This is a genomic window from Actinoplanes palleronii (assembly GCF_016862315.1).
Lineage (GTDB): Bacteria > Actinomycetota > Actinomycetes > Mycobacteriales > Micromonosporaceae > Actinoplanes > Actinoplanes palleronii.
The window spans coordinates 40895-59776 of the sequence record NZ_BOMS01000009.1; the positions used below are offsets into that span (position 1 = coordinate 40895).

An 18882-nucleotide genomic window follows, 5' to 3' on the forward strand; every position below is an offset into this window, starting at 1 on the left:
AGCGAGTAATGTCCACTTTTTCGCGCATAACCGCTGGTCACGCCGTATGGGCCGACCCGGCGACCGCATACCCGCCCTTGTTGGCCTGCTTCACCCGGTACATCGCCTCGTCCGCCTCGCGGAGCAGCAGATCGCCGTCGACGACGTCCGCACCGACCGCGACACCGACGCTGGCGCCGATGTGGACCGTGGTGCCGGCGATGTGGAACGGCTCTCCGATCTGGTCGACGATGCGTTCGGCGACGTGGACGGCGGCCGCCGCGTCGCCGTCCTGGACGAACACCGCGAACTCGTCGCCGCCGAGCCGGACCACGCTGTCACCCTCCCGGACGCAGCGGTGCAGCCGCCGGGCGACGGTGACGAGCAGTTCGTCGCCGGCGGCGTGGCCGAGCTGGTCGTTGACCGGCTTGAAATCGTCCAGGTCGACGAGGAGCAGGGCTTGCCGTCCGCCGCCCGCCAGCAGCGCGCTGAGCGCCCGGCGATTGGGCAGCCCGGTCAGCGGGTCGTGCAGCGCCTGGTGGCGTACCAGCGCCTCGTGCTCGGTGAGCGTCTCCAGCGCGATCGACTGCTGGTGCAGCATCTCGTCGGTGACCCGCCGCGCGATGCGGTGCTCGCGTTCGAATCGGTACAGCAGCAGCCCGATCAGGCCGGCCACCGCGATCATGGCCAGCGCGAGGGTCAGGTCGGCGATGTTCTTCGCCACTCCGGCCGCGGTCATCTCGGCCTCGCCGAGCTGGTCGAGTTCGGCGGCCAGCGCGACGAAGGCCGGCTCGGTCCGCTGCTGTTCCAGGGCCAGCGCGTCCGCGGTCTTGCCGACGCCGAGCAGGCCGAGTTCGGTGTCCAGCACGGCGTGGTAGTCGGCGACCTGCTTGCGCAGCGCGTCGTTGACCCCCAACTCCTCCTGGATCTTCTTCTCCTGTGAGCGGATCGCGCCGAGTTCGCGCGCCACCCGTACCGGAGTGTTGCCTTTGGCCAGGGTCTTCCACTGCAGCGAGCTCTCCTCGTGCAGCAGCATGTCGAGTTGGCTGAGCCGGGACCGGGCGAGTTCGTGGTCGCCGCTGCGCCCGTGCAGCACGAAGTTGGCGACCGTCACGCTGGCGAGCAGGAGCATCGTCAGCACCAGGATGCGCGGCCACCGCCACGACTCCGAGGTCCCCCGTCCGCCGGTCATGGTCCTCATATCGGCGGGCGGAGGCGTCCGGCCAAGCGTTTTCCCGCTCAGCGGTCGCCGGGCACGGCCGATGAGGCTGATATGACGAGGCGTCTCCCTGCCGTCGCGACGATGGTTGTTCTGCTGCTGCTGACCGCGTGCGGGACCGCGCCCTCCCCGTCGCGCGGGGGCGTCGGTTACCCCACCGGCCAGCCGTCCGTCACTCTCGACTTCTGGTACATGCCCTACGGCGGCCCGATTCAGGACCGTGCGGTGCTCCAGGAGGCCGAGAAGTTCCACGAGGCCCACCCCAACATCACCATCAATCCGGTACGCATCGAGTGGAGCGAGGCGCTGACCCGCCTGAGCACGGCCACGACGAGCGGCGAGGGCCCGGACGTCACCGTGATGGGCACGACCTGGGTCGGCGGGTTCAGCGCGCTGGGCGCTCTGCGTCCGTACACCGAATCGGAAGTCGCCGCGGTCGGCGGCCCGGACGTGTTCGCGGCCGCGAGTTGGAGTGCCAGCCATCAGCTCGGCTCGGCCGAGATCACCGCGCTGCCCTGGCTGACCGACGTCCGCGCGCTGTTCTACCGCAAGGACGTCCTCAAGCAGGCCGGCGTCGACCCGGCGACCGCGTTCACCGACTGGCCCGCGTTCGAGAAAACCCTCAAAAAAATCAAAGACTCCCACGGTACGGTGTGGCCGCTGGCGATCGGCAACGAGAACAATTTCGGCATCATCCACAACGTCGCCCCGTTCATCTGGGGCTCCGGCGGCGACCTGCTCAACGGCACCGGCGACCATTCCCTGCTGGCCGAACCCCCCGCCGTCGACGGTGTGGCCTACTACCAGCGCCTGGTCGGCCTCTACGACGACCCCAAGGCGATGAAGCTGACCTCCAGCGACGTCCCGGAAGCGTTCGCGAACGGCATCGGCGCCATCACCATCGACAATTCCCAGTCCGTCGGGGATTACTTGTCGGAACCGAACCGCCCGGGCTTGCGAAACGGGTGGGGAACGGCCCCGATGCCGGCGGGAAAGACCGGCCGCTTCGGCTTCCTGGGCGGTTCCGGCCTGGCGATCCTGAAGTCGGCGCAGCACCCGGACGCCGCTTTCGAGTGGGTGAAGTATCTGACGAGCGAGGAAAGCCAGCGCCGCTATGGAGTGACGTCGGGCTTGTGGCCGTCGCGGACCGCGGCGATCAAGGGCACCCGCCTGGAGACGGACCCGGCCTACGCGGCGTTCCGAGAGATGATCCCGGCCGGCAAAATGTACCCCTCGATCCCAGCGTGGATCGTGGTCGAGAGCATCATCGCCAAGGACCTGGCCGACCTGTGGCAGTCCGATGGAGCCCTGACCCGCCCCCAGATCCAGGCCATCCTGACAAAGGCCAGCGCCGACATCGACACGGCCCTGAAGGACCCTTCACAGACCGGCATCAAGTAGCCGCCGGGCCTGTCCCGATCAGAGCCAACCAGTGACTCGACCGGTCCAACCGGTGGCTTTCAGGTCCTCGGGCGGAGCCTCATAGTTTTCGATATGCAGCAACTCGCCACCGCTGGTGACATGCGGCAAAGCAGTGCGATCGACCCGGATGTCGCGGACCACCACGAGATCCGCCCCGTACGGGCACGCACGAAAGTGCTGAATCTCGTTCGGGGTGTAATTGACGTCGCCGCCCGCGCCGGTCGTGCCCTTCACCTCGACGTGCTTCTCCTCGCCCGTCACCTTGGTGCAAACCAGATCATAAGGCTTACCAAGGGTCCGGATTTCATCCCATCCGCGGCGGCGGTAATGCTCGATCGCCATGGCAACGGCGTGATCCTCCAGCGCCTTGTTGAAGGCCGCGTCCTGAGACCGCCCCTGCCCCGCACTTCGCCGACCAGGTCGCTCCGGAATGACGTCACCAGCGGTGCGACTGAGGTCGACAACCCCGCTCGGGGTGACATCAGCCCTCAGAACCCGGTGCAGATCACCGAGATCCGCGCGGAATCGGACACCGCGGTTACCTGCACCGGAAAGACGCAACGCCTCACTTCCAGCCAATCCGAGCGGTCCGGCTGCATCGGTGGCTACGCCGGTGGCGGAGCCGATCACGGTCATGCCGACACGGCATGGATAAATGATCTTGTTCTGTGAGATCTCGTCTTCCCAGTGCGGTGCATGGCCTGTGTAGAAATCGCCGCTGACCTCACAGAGAAGAATGTCGACGACACCCTTTTGCCAGTCAGCGGCCTGCTGACGCGGCCCGCCGCTGCTGTGCGAGTAGCCGAACAGGATCCACCGGATCGAGTTGCGGTAGTCGGGTTCGAAACTCTTGAATCCCCAGGTCCGAGTCCTGAGACCTTCTTCGAAGTTGCGTGATCCGTTTGGACTGGAGGAGGACCAAACTGCCAAAACGTCGTCAGCCACGAAGCGCACCGTTCGCCGTCGGTTCGATCCGGTCACGCTAGATCGGCACTGGATAGCGGCATGACAGGTTGTCACCGAGCTAGCGGGCGACACCCCAGATCGGCAGCCCGAGGACCTACGACCCCACGTGAAAATCCACGAACGCCATTACCATCCGGACGCTACTGAACAACAGAAACGAAGCGGCTCCGCTCGGAAATCACTCGACGAGCAGCTGGGAGATCCGCAAGGCGAGCCGCGAGAGTAGCCACAGCCAGCCGTTCCGGCAACGCCCTACTGGATTTGAGCCCCTCCAGCGCTCTTCGATTGATCTCGGGCAGGCAGAGCCGTGTCTCCGCATCAGATGTCAAGGCGCGCCATGCATCCGGTGTGAGATCTTCACGCAGCCGGATGTACAGGTCATCGAATTTGTGACCGGGATCAGTCACCTCGCTGAGAGTGGCATTCGCCCGGAGACCCGCCCACGTCCACCATTTCAGATCGCCGTTCTTCTCGCGCACGATGACGTTCCCGCCGGGATGCACGAGCGACGAGGACTCTTCGCGCTCGTCGGCCAGCCGGTCGACGGCGCGGCGGGTCATCTTCACCGGCGGGTCCGCTCCCAGCAGCACATCTCGCATGGCTCTGGTCAGTTCAAAACCCGTGCCGGCCATGTCGCTCGATGTCCATCGAGCACGGCCACCCGAGTCGACCGGCTCGACGAAGCAGCGCCGCCGCTTCCAGACGATGTAGCTGACCTGCCAGCTCCGCCCGGACAGAAGCAGCCGACGTGGACCCATGACTTCCTCGACCAGCAACGAGGGATCGATTCTTCCGAGCTCATTGCGGCCGGCCAGAACCGTGAACTCGGGTGCACCGAGAAAGACCGCCATCATGTCCATGAAGTGTCGATACCCGAATCGCTTCTCCGCCTCAGGCCCGATGAAGTACATGCCGCCGTCACTGTCCAGGTCTGATGATCGCATGCCCTCGTAGCATCTCGCCAAGTTCTTCGACGGTCTGCCGCGCTTCGCAGAAGACCAACCGTTCTCGCCGATATGCAACCCGGAAATGATCTTGGCGCCAGCCGAGCACATCCTTGGAACCATTCCCGAACTAGTTCTTCTGGGCCACAAGACACTACGGGAAAGACGGAGCCCCGCAGGGCGCCGCGAAGTTAACCGACTCGCCGACCATCGAGCGCTGTCGCAAGGTGCTGATTGGGCTGTATGCCCAGAGCGAAGATTTCAATCTTTCTTTCACGCGGGAAATCGCATCGAACACGCGGGAAATCGCATCGAACAATGGATTCGAGTAGCGGTGCCTCGTTCCTCACAGATCGCCGGACGTTCGGTCCGAGCCACCGGGCTCCGGACCGTCACGCACACACTGACCGCCTTGGCGATCACGGGCGCTCCTGGCGCGGTGTTGCTGTCACCGCTGGCGCTGGCACGACCCGGCCGAGGTTGCATGGGACAGCAGCACCAACCGCTCCACCGGCGAGCCGAAAAGCAGCGAAACCGAGAGGCTTGGGGCACCGGCACAGCCTCGGTCCGCGCGTTACGCACCTCGTCGGCCCTTGCCGCCGGAGCCCTCATCGGTTTCGCCGCAGCGCGGCTGCTTCGCGATAGGACGCAGGGCCGGGGTCGGTAGGTCACCGTTTCAGGACAGGGTGTCGAGGAGGTCGAGGTAGCCGTGGGTGGCGTCCCACAAGTGGTTCTCCGGGTAGGTGCCGCCGCCCCGGTTGTCCCGGCGCCACTCGCGCTCCCAGTAGCTCCCCTCGACGCGACGTAGGTGGGCGAGGCTCGTCGCCAGCTCTGCGGTGAGCTGCTCCCGCAACTCGGCGGCGTCCGGAGCCGCCGGCCGCAACTCCTCCGCCTCTCCGCGGCGAAGCGCGTCCAGAGCGACAGCGTCCGGCCCGCCCTCGCGAGACCAGATCCGCAGGGGCCGGACGATCCGGTGGTTGGACACCGGCCTCGACGCGGAGCGCCAGAACCAGTCCACCCCACCCTTGTCGATCTGCAGGAAGTACGGCATGCTGCTGCAGCTCTGGGGTTGCGTGTGCCACGGCAGATCGTCCGGCGGCAGGTCGAGGACGAAGGCGACCTGCACGAAGTCCAGGTCGCCTGGTTCGTCGAGGACCGCACCGAACGCATACGCTCCGACCAGCAGGAGCTCGTCCAGGTCACCCACGTGCTGGCAGCGGCCGGCGATGGTCTGCAGCCGCTTCACCGCGGTCCCGTACTTCATCCGGAAATTCTTGCGTACCGGACGGTCATGAGGCGAGCCTCATGGCGGACTTCAGCGATTCCGGGTCGCGGATGAGGCATGGACCCGCAGAACGAGTACCCGGGGGAAGGCTACTTCGACCTGATCCCCGGCCTGAGCCGGGCTATTCGACGACGCGGGCCAGGGGGCTGTCGTCGTAGACGGCGGTCTCCACCGCTTCCAGTGCCCGGTCGAGCAGCTCCGGCGCCGCGCCCGTCGTCGACGCCAGCCACCGGATCCACTCCGGCAGCGTGGCGAGCAGCAACGACCCGTACTCCTCGTCGTAGTCGTCGTGGATGTACTGCTTCGTGTACGCCACCCGGTGCGGCGAGAAAGCACCGAAGCCGATGTCCCGCACCCCGCCCCAGATCTCGGTCAGCGACCCCGCGACGTCGTGCACGTCGTCGGTGCTGAGGGTGGTCCCCCGCTCGGTCAGCCACGCCGTGAACGAGGACGCCGCGCCGGCCGGCTCGGCGGGCGATGCCACCGGCAGCTCCAGCAACGACTCGGCCAGTCGTCGGCAGCGGTGGTACTCGGCGAACTGGTCGACGGTCTCGCCACCCATCCGGAGATCACCCTCGGACACCGGCAGCAGCTTCTGCAGCAGCGTGCGGTCGTCGATCTCGCCCCACGTCGTGCCGGCCGAGGCGAACGCGCCCACGCCCTGCTGCCATGCGGCCAGGGCGTCCGCCGCGGTCGGGTAGAAGCCGCTGTGCACGGTGGCCACCAGGAGAGCGCAGGCGTCGACGTCCCACAGATACCAGCGCTCCCCGTCACCGGCCGGGAACGACGCGGTGATGCCGTACCGGCTCCCGTACCGGTCCCGGGTCCACCGGGTCTCGCCGACCGGCGGGGCGGCCGCGCCGGTGAACGACTGGGGCAGCACCCCGGCCAGGGCGGACAGCACACGCGGCGCGTCCGGGCCGTCATTCGCCGTGGCCGCTTGGGCCAGCACCCCGGCGAAGATGTCCGGGCTGATCATCCGGATGGCCGGCCTGCGGGCGTCGAGTTCGGAGAGCAGCGGTCCGAGCCGCGCGCAGAGCTCGTCCGCCAGCTCGACGTCCGACCGTGACGCGGCGAGCGCCGTCAACTCCGCGACCAGGGCGGCCGCCGGCGCGACCGAGGCGTCACGACGGGCCGCGTCGAATCGCTCCCGATCGGTCCGGACCCGGCTGTCGACGTCAACCATCGACTCCGCCGGACGCTGCGCCCGGAGCCGGGCGGCCTTCGCCGCCGCGTTGGGCTTGCTGGGCTTCTTCCGCTTCTTCGACACCGGCACCCGCGCAGCATAAAACGCCGCAGTCCGCACTCGGCCTGAGCCCCACCCGGATGGTGGAATGGGTCCATGGTCAAGGCACCGAAAGCAGATCTCCGGGACTATCTGCGCGCGATCGGGCCGGACGCCCTCGTCGAGCTGGTGATGGAGCTGGTCGAGGCCGATCCGGGGTTGCGGCGGACGCTGACGCTGCGGGCCGCCACCCACGGCACCCCCGACGTCAAGGAATTACGGCGGGTGCTCGGCGCCCTGCGTGGTCGCGGATTTCTTTCGTACGGGCGCAGCTTCGACTACGCGCGCAAAGCCGGCGAGGTGCTGGACGCCCTCGACGTGGCGGCCGCGCAGTCCCCGCAGGAGATCGGGCCGCTCTACCGCACGGCCATCCAGCACCTGACCAAGACGACCGAGCAGGCCGACGACTCCTCCGGGATGATCGGGGACGCGATCCGCCGGGCCGTCGCCGGCTATGCGAAGGCGTGCCGGGCCGCACCGCCCGCCGACCCGGCCGAGCTCGCCACCTGGATGATCGATTTCCAGGTCAACGGGCCGGGGTGGCCGGAGGTTCCGATCGGCGACTTCGCCGACGGGCTCGGGGAGAGCGGCCTGGCGGTGTACTGGCAGCACCTCACCGACCTCGCCGGAACGCGGCTCGGATCCGCCGGCCAGTGGGCCGTGCGGCACCTGCGCGAGGAGTACCTGAAAGCGATCGCGAAGGACCCGGACGCCCTGGTCGCGGTGTATGCCGAGGAGCTGCCGCAGGCCTATCGGTACGTCCAGATCGGCGAGGTGCTCCGGGACGCCGGGCGGCCGGTGGAGGCCATCGCCTGGCTGCGGCGCGGGCTGGCCGAGGCGGACCAGCGCGATCACCGCATCGATCTGCTGCTCGCCGAGTTGCTCACCGGCGAAGGCGACGACGCCGCGGCCGCCGAGGTCCGGTGGATGCTGTTCGCCGAACGCCCGGACAGCCCCGGTCACCGTGCCCTGCTCGACGCGGCCGAACGCGCCGGAACGCTGACCGAGGTGGCCGAACGCGCCAACACCCACCTGCACGGCCGCGCGGCGCACGGCGGCTACCACGCCGATGCGCTGGTCCAGATCCTGCTGGACGGCGGAGACGTCGACGCCGCGTGGGCGGCCGCCGGGAAGTACCAGTGCAGCACCGGGAAGCTGTATCAGGTCGCCGAGGAACGCGCGAAGACGCATCCTGCGGATGCGATCCCGGCCTTCGCCCACCGGGTCGAGGCCGCTGTCGACCGCAAGGACAAGAAGGGGTACGCCGAGGCCGCGCGCCTGCTGGCCGACCTCCGTGACCTGCACGAGCGAGCCGGCCGCGACTACCCGGCCTTCCTCGCCGGCGTCAAGGAGACGCACGCCCGCAAGACCACCTTCCTCGCGACCCTGGCCCGCGCCGGCCTGTGATCACCCGCCCGGGGTATTGACGAAGGTGCGACGAGGAAGGGTGGATAGGGTGGGTTGAAGATCTTCGGGAGGGGTGGGATGGCCGGGCAGCGGAGTGGGTCGTTCGGTCTCGACGACTTCGGGGTCGATGATCGGCTGCGGCTGTTCAGCTACGTCAACGCGGACAACCGGCTCGCGTATCTCTGGCTGTTGCGCGCCTTCGAGGCCGCCCGCACCAGCTACCAGGTCGTGCTGCACACCTCCGATGTGCACGCCGCCCTGGCCGGGCTCAGCGCGGCCCACGCCGAATGCCCCGATCCGGCCACTCTGGAGCTCGCCCGGCTGCTGGACGCGCTCGTCGACTGGGGTGTACTCGACCGCGGTCAGGACGGCACCCGGGCCGCGACCCTCGCCGAGTACCGCAACCGGCACTCCGTCTACCAGTTCACCGAGGCCGGCTACCGCGCGCACCGGGCCGTCGAGAGTGTCCTGGCCGCCGGGATCGAGGACAGCACCCTCTCCCGGCTGGTCTTCGCGGACCTGCTCGCCGACCTCAAGGCGCTCAGGGACGCCAACGAGAGCGGCGACGCCGAAGAGGTCTACCGCAAGCTCAACCGCCTCGACCGGGCGCTCGCCGACGTCGCCGAACGGGCCGCGCGGTTCTATCACATGCTCGGTGACCTGGGCCGGACCCACGACATCCGGCCCGAGGTGTTCCTCGCCCACAAGGATGCGCTGCTGGTGCACCTGCGGGACTTCCACGACGAGTTGCAGCGGTACACGCCGCGGCTGCGCGAGGCCGTGCACGAGGTCGAGGCGACCGGTCTCGACCGGATGATCGAGGCGGCCGCGGAGGCCGACGAGCGGCTGTTCGCGACGCCGGCCGAGCGGATCAGCGACTGGGCGCGGCGATGGCAGGGGCTGCGGTCGTGGCTCGCGCCGAGCACCGACGTGCCGAGCGAGGCGGAACGGCTGTCCGGGGCGACGATGGCGGCGATCGGGGACGTCCTCGCGCTGCTGCGCCGGGTGACCGAGGCGCGCCGGGGCGGGGTGAGCCGGGAGTCGCAGTTGCGGCACCTGGCCGCCTGGTTCACCGGCGCCGGGTCGGCGGAGGCCGCGCACGCGCTGTTCGAGGTGGTGTTCGGGCTGGGCGCGCCCCGGCACGCCGGGGTGGCGTACCCGGATCCGGAGGCGATCGCGAGCCGGTTGTCCTGGTGGGAGGCGCCGGCCGTGGAGTTGTCCCGGTCGCTGGTGCAGTCCGGGCGGATGCCCGGGCAGGGCAACGGGCGACCGGCCCGGATCGACCGGTCCGAGGCGCCGCGGCGGGTGCTGCGGGAGCGGCAGCTGGCCGACGAACGCCGCCAGACCGAGGCCGCGGCGGGCCTTGTCGAACACCAGGGATTGACCGGGGAGAAGGACAGCAACCTGAGCAACGACCAGACCGCCGCGCTGCGCCGGCTGCTGGACATCGCCCTCTCGGCGCGGGCGGCCGGCCGCCGGGATGCGCCGTTGGCCGCGGCGGCTTTCGGCGTACGCCTGACGTTGCACCCGTGCCCGGGCCGCTTCAGCACGGTCACCACCGACGCGGGCCGCCTGCACCTGGACGGCTACGAACTGACGGTGACCACTGCCGAGCACACCACGGCCCGTCGCCCGGCGGAAGCCGTCACCGCATGAGGTTCGCCGCCGACGTCGCCGACCTGGAGATCGCCGACTACCAGCGCGCCGTCCGCCTGGTGCTGCGCCACCCGCTGATCACCGCCACGTTCCCGGACGAGAAGGCCCTCCCCCGCGTCCGCCGGTTCGCCGCCGAACTGCGCACCGACCTGTCCGAGGCGTTCGGCTACCGGCTGGAGCTGCACGGCGCCACCGCCCGCCTGGTCCGCACCGCCGACCGGCTCGACCCGGACCGCGGCGCGGTGTCCCGGACCGGCCGCCCGTTCGACCGCCAGCGCTACGCGTACCTGTCGTTGTGCCTGGGCACGCTGGGCCGGGCGGGCATCCAGATCACCCTGAGCGAGCTCGCCGAGTCGGTCGGCGGTGACGCGAACCGGATCACCGGGCTGGGCCTGGACCCGGACGTCGGCGCGGACCGGCGCGCGTTCGTCGACGCGGTCGCCTGGCTCGAGGAACGCGGCGTGCTGCGGCTCGCCGACGGGTCCAGCTCGGCCTGGGCCAGTGACCCGGGCGCCGGCGAGGCGCTCTACGACGTCGCCCGCGACGCGGTGTTCGCGCTGTTCCGCCCGCCGCGCGTGCTGCAGCACATCGACTCGGTCGGCGCGCTGCTGGAACGGTCGCCGATCAGCAGCGGCAACGCCGAGCGGCGGGCCGCGGCGCAGGCCGCCCGGCGGGCCGTGCTGGAGCGCCCGGTGGTCTACTTCGACGACGTGCCGGTCGAGGTCGGCAACCATCTGCGCGGGCAGACGCTCGCCGCCGACCTGCAGCGGCTGACCGGCCTGCGCCTGGAACGCCGGGCCGAGGGTGTGCTGCTCGTCGACACGGCCGGCTGGTCGTCCGAACGGTTCCCGGGCACCGGGTCGGTGGCGCAGGCCGCGGTGCTGCTCGCGGTCGCGATCGCCGAGCGGGTGTCCGACCCGGACGGTCGCAAGGCGCGCCGGATGCCGATGCCGGACCCGGGTGAGGTACGGGCCAAGCTGGCCGGGCAGATCGACGCGGGTCTGCCGGCCGGCGTCCCGCTGCTGCTCGACGAGCCGGACCCGGTGGACCCGGCCGGCGATCCGGACGAGACCGATCAGCGGAGACTGCCCCTGATCACCGACAGTTTCCTGCGGGAGGCGACGGCCGAGGTGCTGTCGGCGTACGGGTCGGCGTTCGGTACCGCCTGGCACGCGGATCCGGAGCGCCTGCGCACCGAGGCGGTGGCCCTGCTCGTCCGTTTCGACGCGGTCGTGGTGGTCCCCGGCGGGGTGCTGGCCCGCCCGTTGATCGGCCGGTACCGCAGCACGGTCGCGCAGGTCAAACAGCGCACGCTCTTCTGAGACCGTCGAACGAAGGACGCACGTGGCACGCTTCGCACCCACCCGGGCCGGGATCATCAACCTGTGGGACTACCGGGACGAGGAGTTCCTGTTCGTCGACGGCTGGCTGGTGCTGCGCGGGCCGAACGGCTCCGGCAAGACGAAGGCCCTCGAGGTGCTGTTCCCGTTCGTGCTGGACGGGCGGATCGAGCCGCGCCGGCTGAACCCGTTCGCCGGCGAGGACCGGACGATGAAGTCGAACCTGCTCTACCGGGGGCAGGACTCCGCGTACGCGTACGTGTGGATGGAGTTCGGCGACGGCGCGTCGTTCGTGACGATCGGGATCGGGCTGCGGGCGCACCGGCACAACGACCGGGTGACCCGCTGGCACTTCGTCGCGGACGGCCGGGTCGGCGTGGACCTGTCGCTGCTGGACGCGGACGACCGGCCGGTGTCCCGCCGTGACCTGATCGACCGGCTCGGCGCGGAGGCGGTCCGCGACTCGGCCGAGGAGTACCGGCACCTGGTCGACGCGCGGCTGTTCCAGCTCGGCCCGGCCCGCTACGAGCAGCTGCTGGACCTGGTGCTGACGTTGCGCAAGCCGCAGCTGGCGAAGGATCTCAACCCGGTGGAGCTGTCCCGCACCCTGCAGCGGGGCCTGCGGCCGGTGGAGGACCAGCTGCTGGTCGAGGCGGCGCGCTCGTTCGACGACATGGAGGCGGTGGCCCGTACCCTCGAGGGGTTGATCGCGGCGGACGCCGCGACCGGCGCGTTCCTCGGGGTCTACGCCACCTACCTGCGGACCCACGCGCGCGCCGCCGCGGACGCGCTCACCGCACGCCGGGACGCGGCCGCGGAACGCCACGCGACCCTGGAAGCGGCCCGGCATGCGGCGGAGGGCGCGCAGCAGCGGGCCGGCGAGGCCACCGAGCGGCTGCGCGCCGCCGAGGGGGAACCCGGCCGGCTGCGCGCGCACCTGGAACGACTCAAGGGCTCGGCCGCCTACCGCTCGCACGAGCAGCTCGCCGACCTGGAGCGGCACGTCACCGACCTGGCGAAGGCCGCCCGCGACGCCGACGAGCTGGCCGACGGCGAACGGGCGACCGCCGGGAAACGACAGTCCGAATCGGTCAAGGCGGCGACAGCGGCGCAGGACGGCCGGGCCCGGACCGGGCGGATCGCCGCCGCCCTCGCGGCCGAGGCGGAGTCCGGCGGCCTCGACTGGCACACCGCGGACGCCGCGCCGGACGGGCTGGCCACCCGCCTGGCCGCCCGGTCCGAGACCCGCCGCGCCGACGTGCGGGCGGTGCGGGGGCTCGCGGATCGGCTCGCCGAGGCGGAGCGGGACCACGTGCGGTCCGCCGACGCGGACCGCGACGCCCGGGCCGCCGTGGACGACGCGATCACCGCGGAGCGGGGCGCGGCCGAGGCGCTGGGCGTGGCCCGGCGGGAAACCGCCGCCGCGGTGCGTGCCTGGGGCGTCCAGCACACCGCCCTGCTGACCGATCTGGACCTGCCACATCTGCCGGAGCAGCTGGCGGCGACGCTCACCGAACCGGACGCCGCCCCGGAACCGGCGCGCCCGGCCGGACCGGACGACAGCCGGACCGGCGACGCGATCTCGCTGCGCGATCTCTACACCGAGCAGGTCGCGGTCCCGGTCGCGGCGATCCGCGACGAGGTCGCCGCGCTCGGCGCCGAGGCAGACCGGCGAGGCCGCGAGCGGGACGAGGTGGCGGCGGAGCGGGCCGCGATCGCCGCCGAACACGACGACGCCCCGCCGGCCTCACCGACCCGGCCGGCACCGCGAACCGGCCGCTCCGGCGCGCCGTTCTGGCGGTTGGTCCGGTTCGCCGACGGCATTCCGGACGCCGAGGCAGCGGGCATCGAAGCCGCTCTGCACGCGGCGGGTCTGCTCGACGCCTGGGTTCACCCGGCGGACACGGACACCGAGACCGCGCTCGGCCGGGGCGCACAGGACGCATTCCTGCGCACGACCGGCGGGCAGCCCACACCTCCGGCCGGGGAAAAGGCCGCGGACCAGGCGGCGCCGCCGATCGGCGGCGCCACGCTCGCGACCGTGCTGGTCCCGGAGGATCAGGAGATGGTGCCGACCGCGCGGATCACCGAGATCCTGAGCGGGATCGCGCTCGGCGCGCTCACCGGGGCGTCCGGGGTGGCCGGTGACGGGCGCTGGGCGCAGGGCAGCGGCGTCGGCCGGTTCGTCAAGGACCGCTGCGAGTACATCGGCGCGACCGCCCGGGCCGCCCGGCGCGCGGCCCGGATCGCCGCCTGCGACGAGCGGATCGCCGACCTGGACACCGAGATCGCGCGGGTCGAGGCGGTCCGGCAGGCGCGGCGGGGCATGCTGGCCGAGGTCGCCGCCGCGGGCGCGGCGTTGCCGCCGCGCACCGCGATCCATCAGGCCGAGAGGCTGGTGGACCGGGCCGCGACACTGCTCCGGGTACGACGGGAAGCCGCGTCCGAGGCAGCCGGCCGCCTCGACAGCGCGGTCGCCGAGCAGGCGTCGGCCGGAGCCGCGCTGCGCCGGGCGGTCGCCGAACGATCACTCCCGGTCGACCGGGTCGAGCAGACCGCGGCGGCGCTGGACCGGTTCGACAGGTTCGGTCTCGAACTCACGCACGCCTACGAGACCGCGGAGCGGGCGGCCGTCCTCGCCGACGAGGCCGCCGAGCGCCACGCCGAGGCCGAGGAGCGGGCCGAGTCCGCCGCGCGGACCGCCCGGGAGAGCCGGCAGCGGCACGGCGAGAAGGACGAGGAGCTGCGCACCCTCGCGGCGGCGATCGGTGCCGAGGCGACCCAGATCCTGGCCGAGGTCAAGGACACCGAGCAGGCCGTGACGGTGGCCGAGTCCGCGCTGCGGGACGCCCAGGCCGCACAGAGCGTGGCGCTGCAGGAGAAGGCCGGCGCGACCGCCCGGGTGGAGCTCGGTGAGCAGGCCGTGGCGGAGGCGGCCGCGGAGACGGCACGGGAGGCGGTGCGGCTGCGCCCGTACGCTCAAGCTGATCTTCTGGGGCTGATGCGCTGCCCGCCGCACCTGCGGTGGCCCACCGCCGGCCTCGCGGATCTGGATCTTGACCCGGCGGTGGTGGCGCTGCACGAGGCGGTGCTGACCGCGACCCGCGAGCTGAGCCCGACCGAGTCCTCGCTGAAGCAGTCCGCGACCCGGCTGACCGGCGCGCTCACCGAGTTGCAGGCGCAGCTGCCGGCGGCCGGGCTCGACCACCGGCCGGAGTGGGACACCGACGAGGGCGTGATCGTGGTCCGGGTCGCCGACGAGCAGGGGATGACCCCGGTCGCGCACTTCGCGGAACGGATCGCGGGTGAACGCCGCGACCAGGAGCAGTTGCTGACCGAAGCGGAACAGCGGGTCTTCGAGGACGCACTGCTCGGTCAGCTGGCCGGGCAGATCCACCGCCGGACGATCGAGGCACGGGACCTGGTCGACGCGATGGACACCCAGATGCGGGCCCGGCGGATGTCGTCCGGGCTGACCGTCGGGGTCGGCTGGCGGCTCGCCGACGACCTCGACCCGGACCAGCGCGAGGTCTGCAAGCTGCTGGAACGGGACCCGGCGCGGCTCGGCCCGGCGCAGCTGACCATGCTGCGGCGGCACTTCGCGACCCGGATCAAGGCGGCCCGGGCGCAGGCGGCGGAGAAGCCGTACCGGGAGTTGCTGGCCGAGGTGCTCGACTACCGGCAGTGGCGGGTGTTCGCGTTCACCCTGCACCGCCCGGGTGGCACCACCGAGCCGCTGACCCGGGCCCGGCACAGCCAGCTCTCCGGTGGCGAGCAGTCGGTGTCGCTGCACCTGCCGCTGTTCGCCGCCGCGAACGCGCTGTTCGGCTCGGCCCGCCCGGACGCGCCGCGGCTGCTCGGGCTGGACGAGGCGTTCGCGGGCGTCGACGACAACGGCCGCGGCGAGCTGATGTCCCTCGCGAAGCAGTTCGACCTGGACCTGTTCATGACCGGGTACGACCTGTGGGCCACCCATCCCGCGGTGACCGGTTGCGCCCACTACGACCTGTCGCACTCCACTGTCGAGCACACCGTCTCCACGGTGCTGCTGGTCTGGGACGGCACGATGAACGTCGCCGACTTCGACGGTACCCTGGCCCGCGCGCTCGGCTCGCCGGAGACCCGCCGGGTGCCCGCCGATGCCTGACCCGGGCGCCGAACCGGGCTGGCAGCGGTTGCTCGCCGCGGCCCGGCGCAGCCTGGAACGCACCGGCGGCAGCCTGGCCGGCTCGGTCTCGCTCGCCGCGCCCGACGAGGCCGAACGCCGCGTCGTCATCGGGGTGACCGGGGTGCACCGGCCGGCCGGGGTCGCCCGGGTCACCGTGCGGCTCGCCGAACTGGACGCGTTCCTGCGCGCGGCACACGGCGCCGGCCTGGCCGAGACGGTCGGCCCGTTCCGGGACCGGCCGGGGGAACGCGCCCGCGAGGCGGTCGGCCGGGACGCGGCGCTGTCTCTCGCGGGGGAGAGCCGGCACGCCGCCCAGCCCTGGTATCTCGACTTCGTGGCATCGCTGCGCCGGGACGGCACGCTGACCCGGATCGTCCGGGCCGGACTGCCGCTGCCCGCCGTGGTGGCGGTACTGGACGCGCTGCCGGCAGCCGGCGAGCCGATGCCGGTCTTCGCCGAACGGGTGCTCGGCGACACCAAGGCCCTCACCGACGGCCCGGTACGCGGACTGGTGCTGCGCGCGCTGGCCGGCTGGCACCAGGTGCCGATCCCGGCCGGCGCGGAGCAGGAACGGGCGCTGTGGGAGCTGGCCGGGGTGGTGCCCGACGACCTGGCCAGTCAGGTGCTGGTGCTGAACCTGCCGGCCGGCGGCGGCCTGCTCGGCGAGTGGCTGACCGGGGCCGCGGCGGCGCACGTGCCGTTCCGGGTCACCCTGCACCAGTTGCGGCTGACACCGCCGGTGCTGGCCGTACCGGAGATCTTCGTCTGTGAGAACCCGGCGGTGCTGCGCGCGGTGACCGGGCGGGCCACCGCGCCGCTGGTCTGCACCGAGGGTGTGCCGTCGGCGGCGGTGCACCTGCTGCTCGGCGCCGCCGGGCCGGGCACGGTGATCCGCTGGCGCAACGACTTCGACTGGACCGGGGTGCGGCTGACCGGGTCGGCGCTGGCCCGGTACCCGTCGGCGATGCCGTGGCGGATGGGCGCCGCCGACTACGCGGGCGCCGCGGGTACGGGTCCGGGCCTGCTCGGCGCGGTCGCGGTGACACCGTGGGACCCCGCGCTGGGCGAGCTGATGACCCGGGAGGGCCGGTCGGTGATGGAGGAACGGCTGATCGACACGCTCGCGGACGACCTGTGCGGGCGCTCGCCCGGGGCGGTCGCGTAAATTCTGCGGGTGCCGGTTTCCGAGGCGTCCCGCGCGGCGCTCATCACCCACCTGACAGGCCTGTCCGCCCGGCAGCTCGCCGAGCTGACCGCGGTCCGGCCGGAACTCACCGCCGCCCCGGCGCCCCGCACCCCGGCGAAACGGGCCGAGCGGCTGCTGGACGGCGAGGCGATCGAGCTCACCTGCTCGGTGCTGACGTTGCCCGGGTTGCAGGTGGCCGAGGCCGTCACGGCGCTCGGCGACGGCTGGACGATGGACCGGCTGGCCGCGCTCCTCGGCGTACCGGAAAATGACGCGGCCTTGCGCACGACGGTCGCGCACCTGTCCGAGCGAACCCTGATCTGGCCGATCGGTGACGGTTTCGCCGCCGGGCATCTCGACGTGATGTGGCCGAACCCGCTCGGTCTCGGTGCCGGGGCCGCCGAGATGCTCAACGGGCTGGCCACCGCGCAGCTGCGGGAGATGGCGCAGGATCTCGGGGTGACCGCCGGGCGGTTGAAGGGCGACGTGGTGGCCGCGCTGACCGCGTGGTTGTCGATTCCGGACAACGTGCGGGGGGTGGTCGCGCACGCGCCGGCCGAGGTCCGCCGGCGGTTGCAGGACGTGGCACTGGAACCCGTGGACCTCTACACGTTCAACGGCTTCGCCTACGGCGGTGTCGTGCCGGCCCCGCCGTGGGCGACCCAGCGCGGCCTCATGGTCCAGGCCGGCTGGGGCAGCGGCGGCCGGATGCCCCGGGAGGTGGCGCTGGCCCTGCGTGGCGCCGACTACCACGCGCCGTTCGACGGCGAGGCGCCCGCGCTGCCGGCCGTCGCCGTCGCGGCGCAGGCGGTGGCCCGGGACGCGGCCGCCGCGGCCACCGAGACCCTGGCGGCGGTCACCGCCGTGCTGGAGACGATCAGCAAGGCGCCGGTCGCGACCCTCAAGACCGGCGGGCTGGGTGTCCGCGAGCTCCGCAGGATCGTCAAGGCGGCCGGGCACACCGAGGACCGCACCCGGCTCACCCTCGAACTGGCCGCGGCCGGCGGGCTGATCGCGGTGCAGGACACCGTCACGGTGTCCGAGGCCTATGACGACTACGCCACCATGGCGCCCGGCGGGCAACTGCTGGACGCCGTCGAGACGTGGCTGGAGATGCCGGCCTGCCCGCTCGCGCCGGGACGGCCCGGTGACCCGGCGGAACGCGCGATCTACTGGGACGCGAACGAGCACGCGCTCCTGACCGCGTTGCGGACGGCCCTGCTGCGGACGGTCGTGGCGATGGTGCCGGAGGGCCAGGCGGTCACCGCGGACGACATGGCCGGGCAGATCGCCTGGCGGCTCCCGGCGCTCGCCGAAGCGGCCGGGTACGACCTCGGCCGCTTCCTGACCGGGATCTGGCGCGAGGCCCACGCGATCGGGCTGCTGGCCCACGGCACGCCGACCGTGCTGTGCCGGCTCCTGCTGGCCGGCTCGGATGAGCCCGGCGACGAGACCGCCACGGCCCTCGAAGCCCAGGCCGACGCCATGGTCCCGGCCACCCGGGCCACCGCCCTGCTGCAGAACGACCTCACCGCGGTCGCCACCGGCACCCCGTCCGCGGCGCTGCTCGCGCTGCTCGACAGCGCCGCCGATCCGGAGTCCCGCAGCGGCGCCTGGACCTGGCGGTTCTCCCCGGCCAGCGTGCTGCGGGCGGTCGACGCCGGGATCGAGGGCGCGGACCTGCTGGCCCGGCTGCGCCAGGTCGCCGAGGGCGGCCGGTTCCCGCAGCCGCTGACCTACCTGATCGAGGACACCGTGCGGCGGCACGGCCGGGTCCAGGTACGCCCGGTGGCCTGCTGCCTGTGCAGCGACGACGAGCCGCTGCTCACCGAGATCCTGCACACCAAGTCGCTGCGCGCGCTCGCGCTGACCCGGCTCGCGCCGACCGTGCTGGCCAGCGCGAAACCGCAGGCCGAGACGCTGGCCGCGCTGCGGGCGGCCGGGTTCGCCCCGGCCGGGGTGCGCGCGGACGGCACCCCGGCGATCGAGCGCCTGCCCCGCCACCGGGCACCGGCGGTCTGATCA

At 72.0% G+C, this 18882-nt stretch carries 12 protein-coding genes; 7 read left to right on the forward strand and 5 right to left on the reverse strand.

Annotated elements, in window-relative coordinates:
* Positions 1–37 precede the first annotated feature (37 nt).
* The gene (locus tag Apa02nite_RS02170) at positions 38–1111 is read right to left on the reverse strand and encodes a GGDEF domain-containing protein (protein ID WP_203823578.1); all 1074 of its coding nucleotides are present in this window, start codon (positions 1109–1111) and stop codon (positions 38–40) included.
* Here Apa02nite_RS02170 and Apa02nite_RS02175 point away from each other — a divergent pair.
* Positions 1067–2599 carry an extracellular solute-binding protein gene (locus tag Apa02nite_RS02175; protein WP_203823579.1) on the forward strand — a complete coding sequence of 511 codons (1533 nt, stop codon included), beginning with the start codon at positions 1067–1069 and terminating at the stop codon, positions 2597–2599. The two genes, Apa02nite_RS02170 and Apa02nite_RS02175, sit on opposite strands and share 45 nt — an antisense overlap.
* Positions 2600–2617: 18 nt before the next feature.
* Here the strand turns inward: Apa02nite_RS02175 and Apa02nite_RS02180 are convergent, their stop codons facing one another.
* From Apa02nite_RS02180 to Apa02nite_RS02195, 4 genes are all read right to left on the reverse strand, one after another.
* Positions 2618–3565, reverse strand: a complete 948-nt coding sequence (locus Apa02nite_RS02180; protein ID WP_203823580.1) for a protein NO VEIN domain-containing protein — start codon at positions 3563–3565, stop codon at positions 2618–2620.
* A gap of 161 nt (positions 3566–3726) precedes the next feature.
* Positions 3727–4497 carry a hypothetical protein gene (locus tag Apa02nite_RS02185; RefSeq protein ID WP_203823581.1) on the reverse strand — a complete coding sequence of 257 codons (771 nt, stop codon included), beginning with the start codon at positions 4495–4497 and terminating at the stop codon, positions 3727–3729.
* A 709-nt stretch (positions 4498–5206) separates the two neighbouring features.
* A complete protein-coding gene (locus Apa02nite_RS02190) occupies positions 5207–5794 on the reverse strand; it encodes a DUF7711 family protein (RefSeq protein WP_203823582.1) in 588 nt (195 codons plus the stop codon).
* A gap of 142 nt (positions 5795–5936) precedes the next feature.
* Positions 5937–7091, reverse strand: coding sequence for a hypothetical protein (locus Apa02nite_RS02195; protein ID WP_203823583.1), 1155 nt, complete (start codon positions 7089–7091; stop codon positions 5937–5939).
* Positions 7092–7157: 66 nt separating this feature from the next.
* On the opposite strand from Apa02nite_RS02195, the gene Apa02nite_RS02200 reads away from it, so the two are divergent.
* From Apa02nite_RS02200 to Apa02nite_RS02225, 6 genes are all read left to right on the forward strand, one after another.
* Positions 7158–8507 (forward strand): DUF6880 family protein, encoded by a 1350-nt coding sequence (locus Apa02nite_RS02200; protein WP_203823584.1) that lies wholly within the window; start codon positions 7158–7160, stop codon positions 8505–8507.
* 78 nt (positions 8508–8585) lie between these two features.
* Positions 8586–10163 carry a TIGR02677 family protein gene (locus Apa02nite_RS02205; protein WP_203823585.1) on the forward strand — a complete coding sequence of 526 codons (1578 nt, stop codon included), beginning with the start codon at positions 8586–8588 and terminating at the stop codon, positions 10161–10163.
* Positions 10160–11485, forward strand: a complete 1326-nt coding sequence (locus tag Apa02nite_RS02210; RefSeq protein ID WP_203823586.1) for a DUF2398 family protein — start codon at positions 10160–10162, stop codon at positions 11483–11485. The genes Apa02nite_RS02205 and Apa02nite_RS02210 overlap by 4 nt, the downstream gene beginning before the upstream one ends.
* A 22-nt stretch (positions 11486–11507) precedes the next feature.
* On the forward strand, positions 11508–15650 hold the full coding sequence (locus Apa02nite_RS02215; RefSeq protein WP_203823587.1) for a TIGR02680 family protein: 4143 nt from the start codon (positions 11508–11510) through the stop codon (positions 15648–15650).
* Complete coding sequence (locus tag Apa02nite_RS02220) at positions 15643–16836, forward strand: TIGR02679 family protein (protein WP_203823588.1); 1194 nt, start codon at positions 15643–15645, stop codon at positions 16834–16836. Before Apa02nite_RS02215 ends, Apa02nite_RS02220 begins: the two co-directional genes overlap by 8 nt.
* Positions 16837–16845: 9 nt before the next feature.
* A complete protein-coding gene (locus Apa02nite_RS02225) occupies positions 16846–18879 on the forward strand; it encodes a helicase-associated domain-containing protein (protein ID WP_203823589.1) in 2034 nt (677 codons plus the stop codon).
* Positions 18880–18882 lie beyond the last annotated feature (3 nt).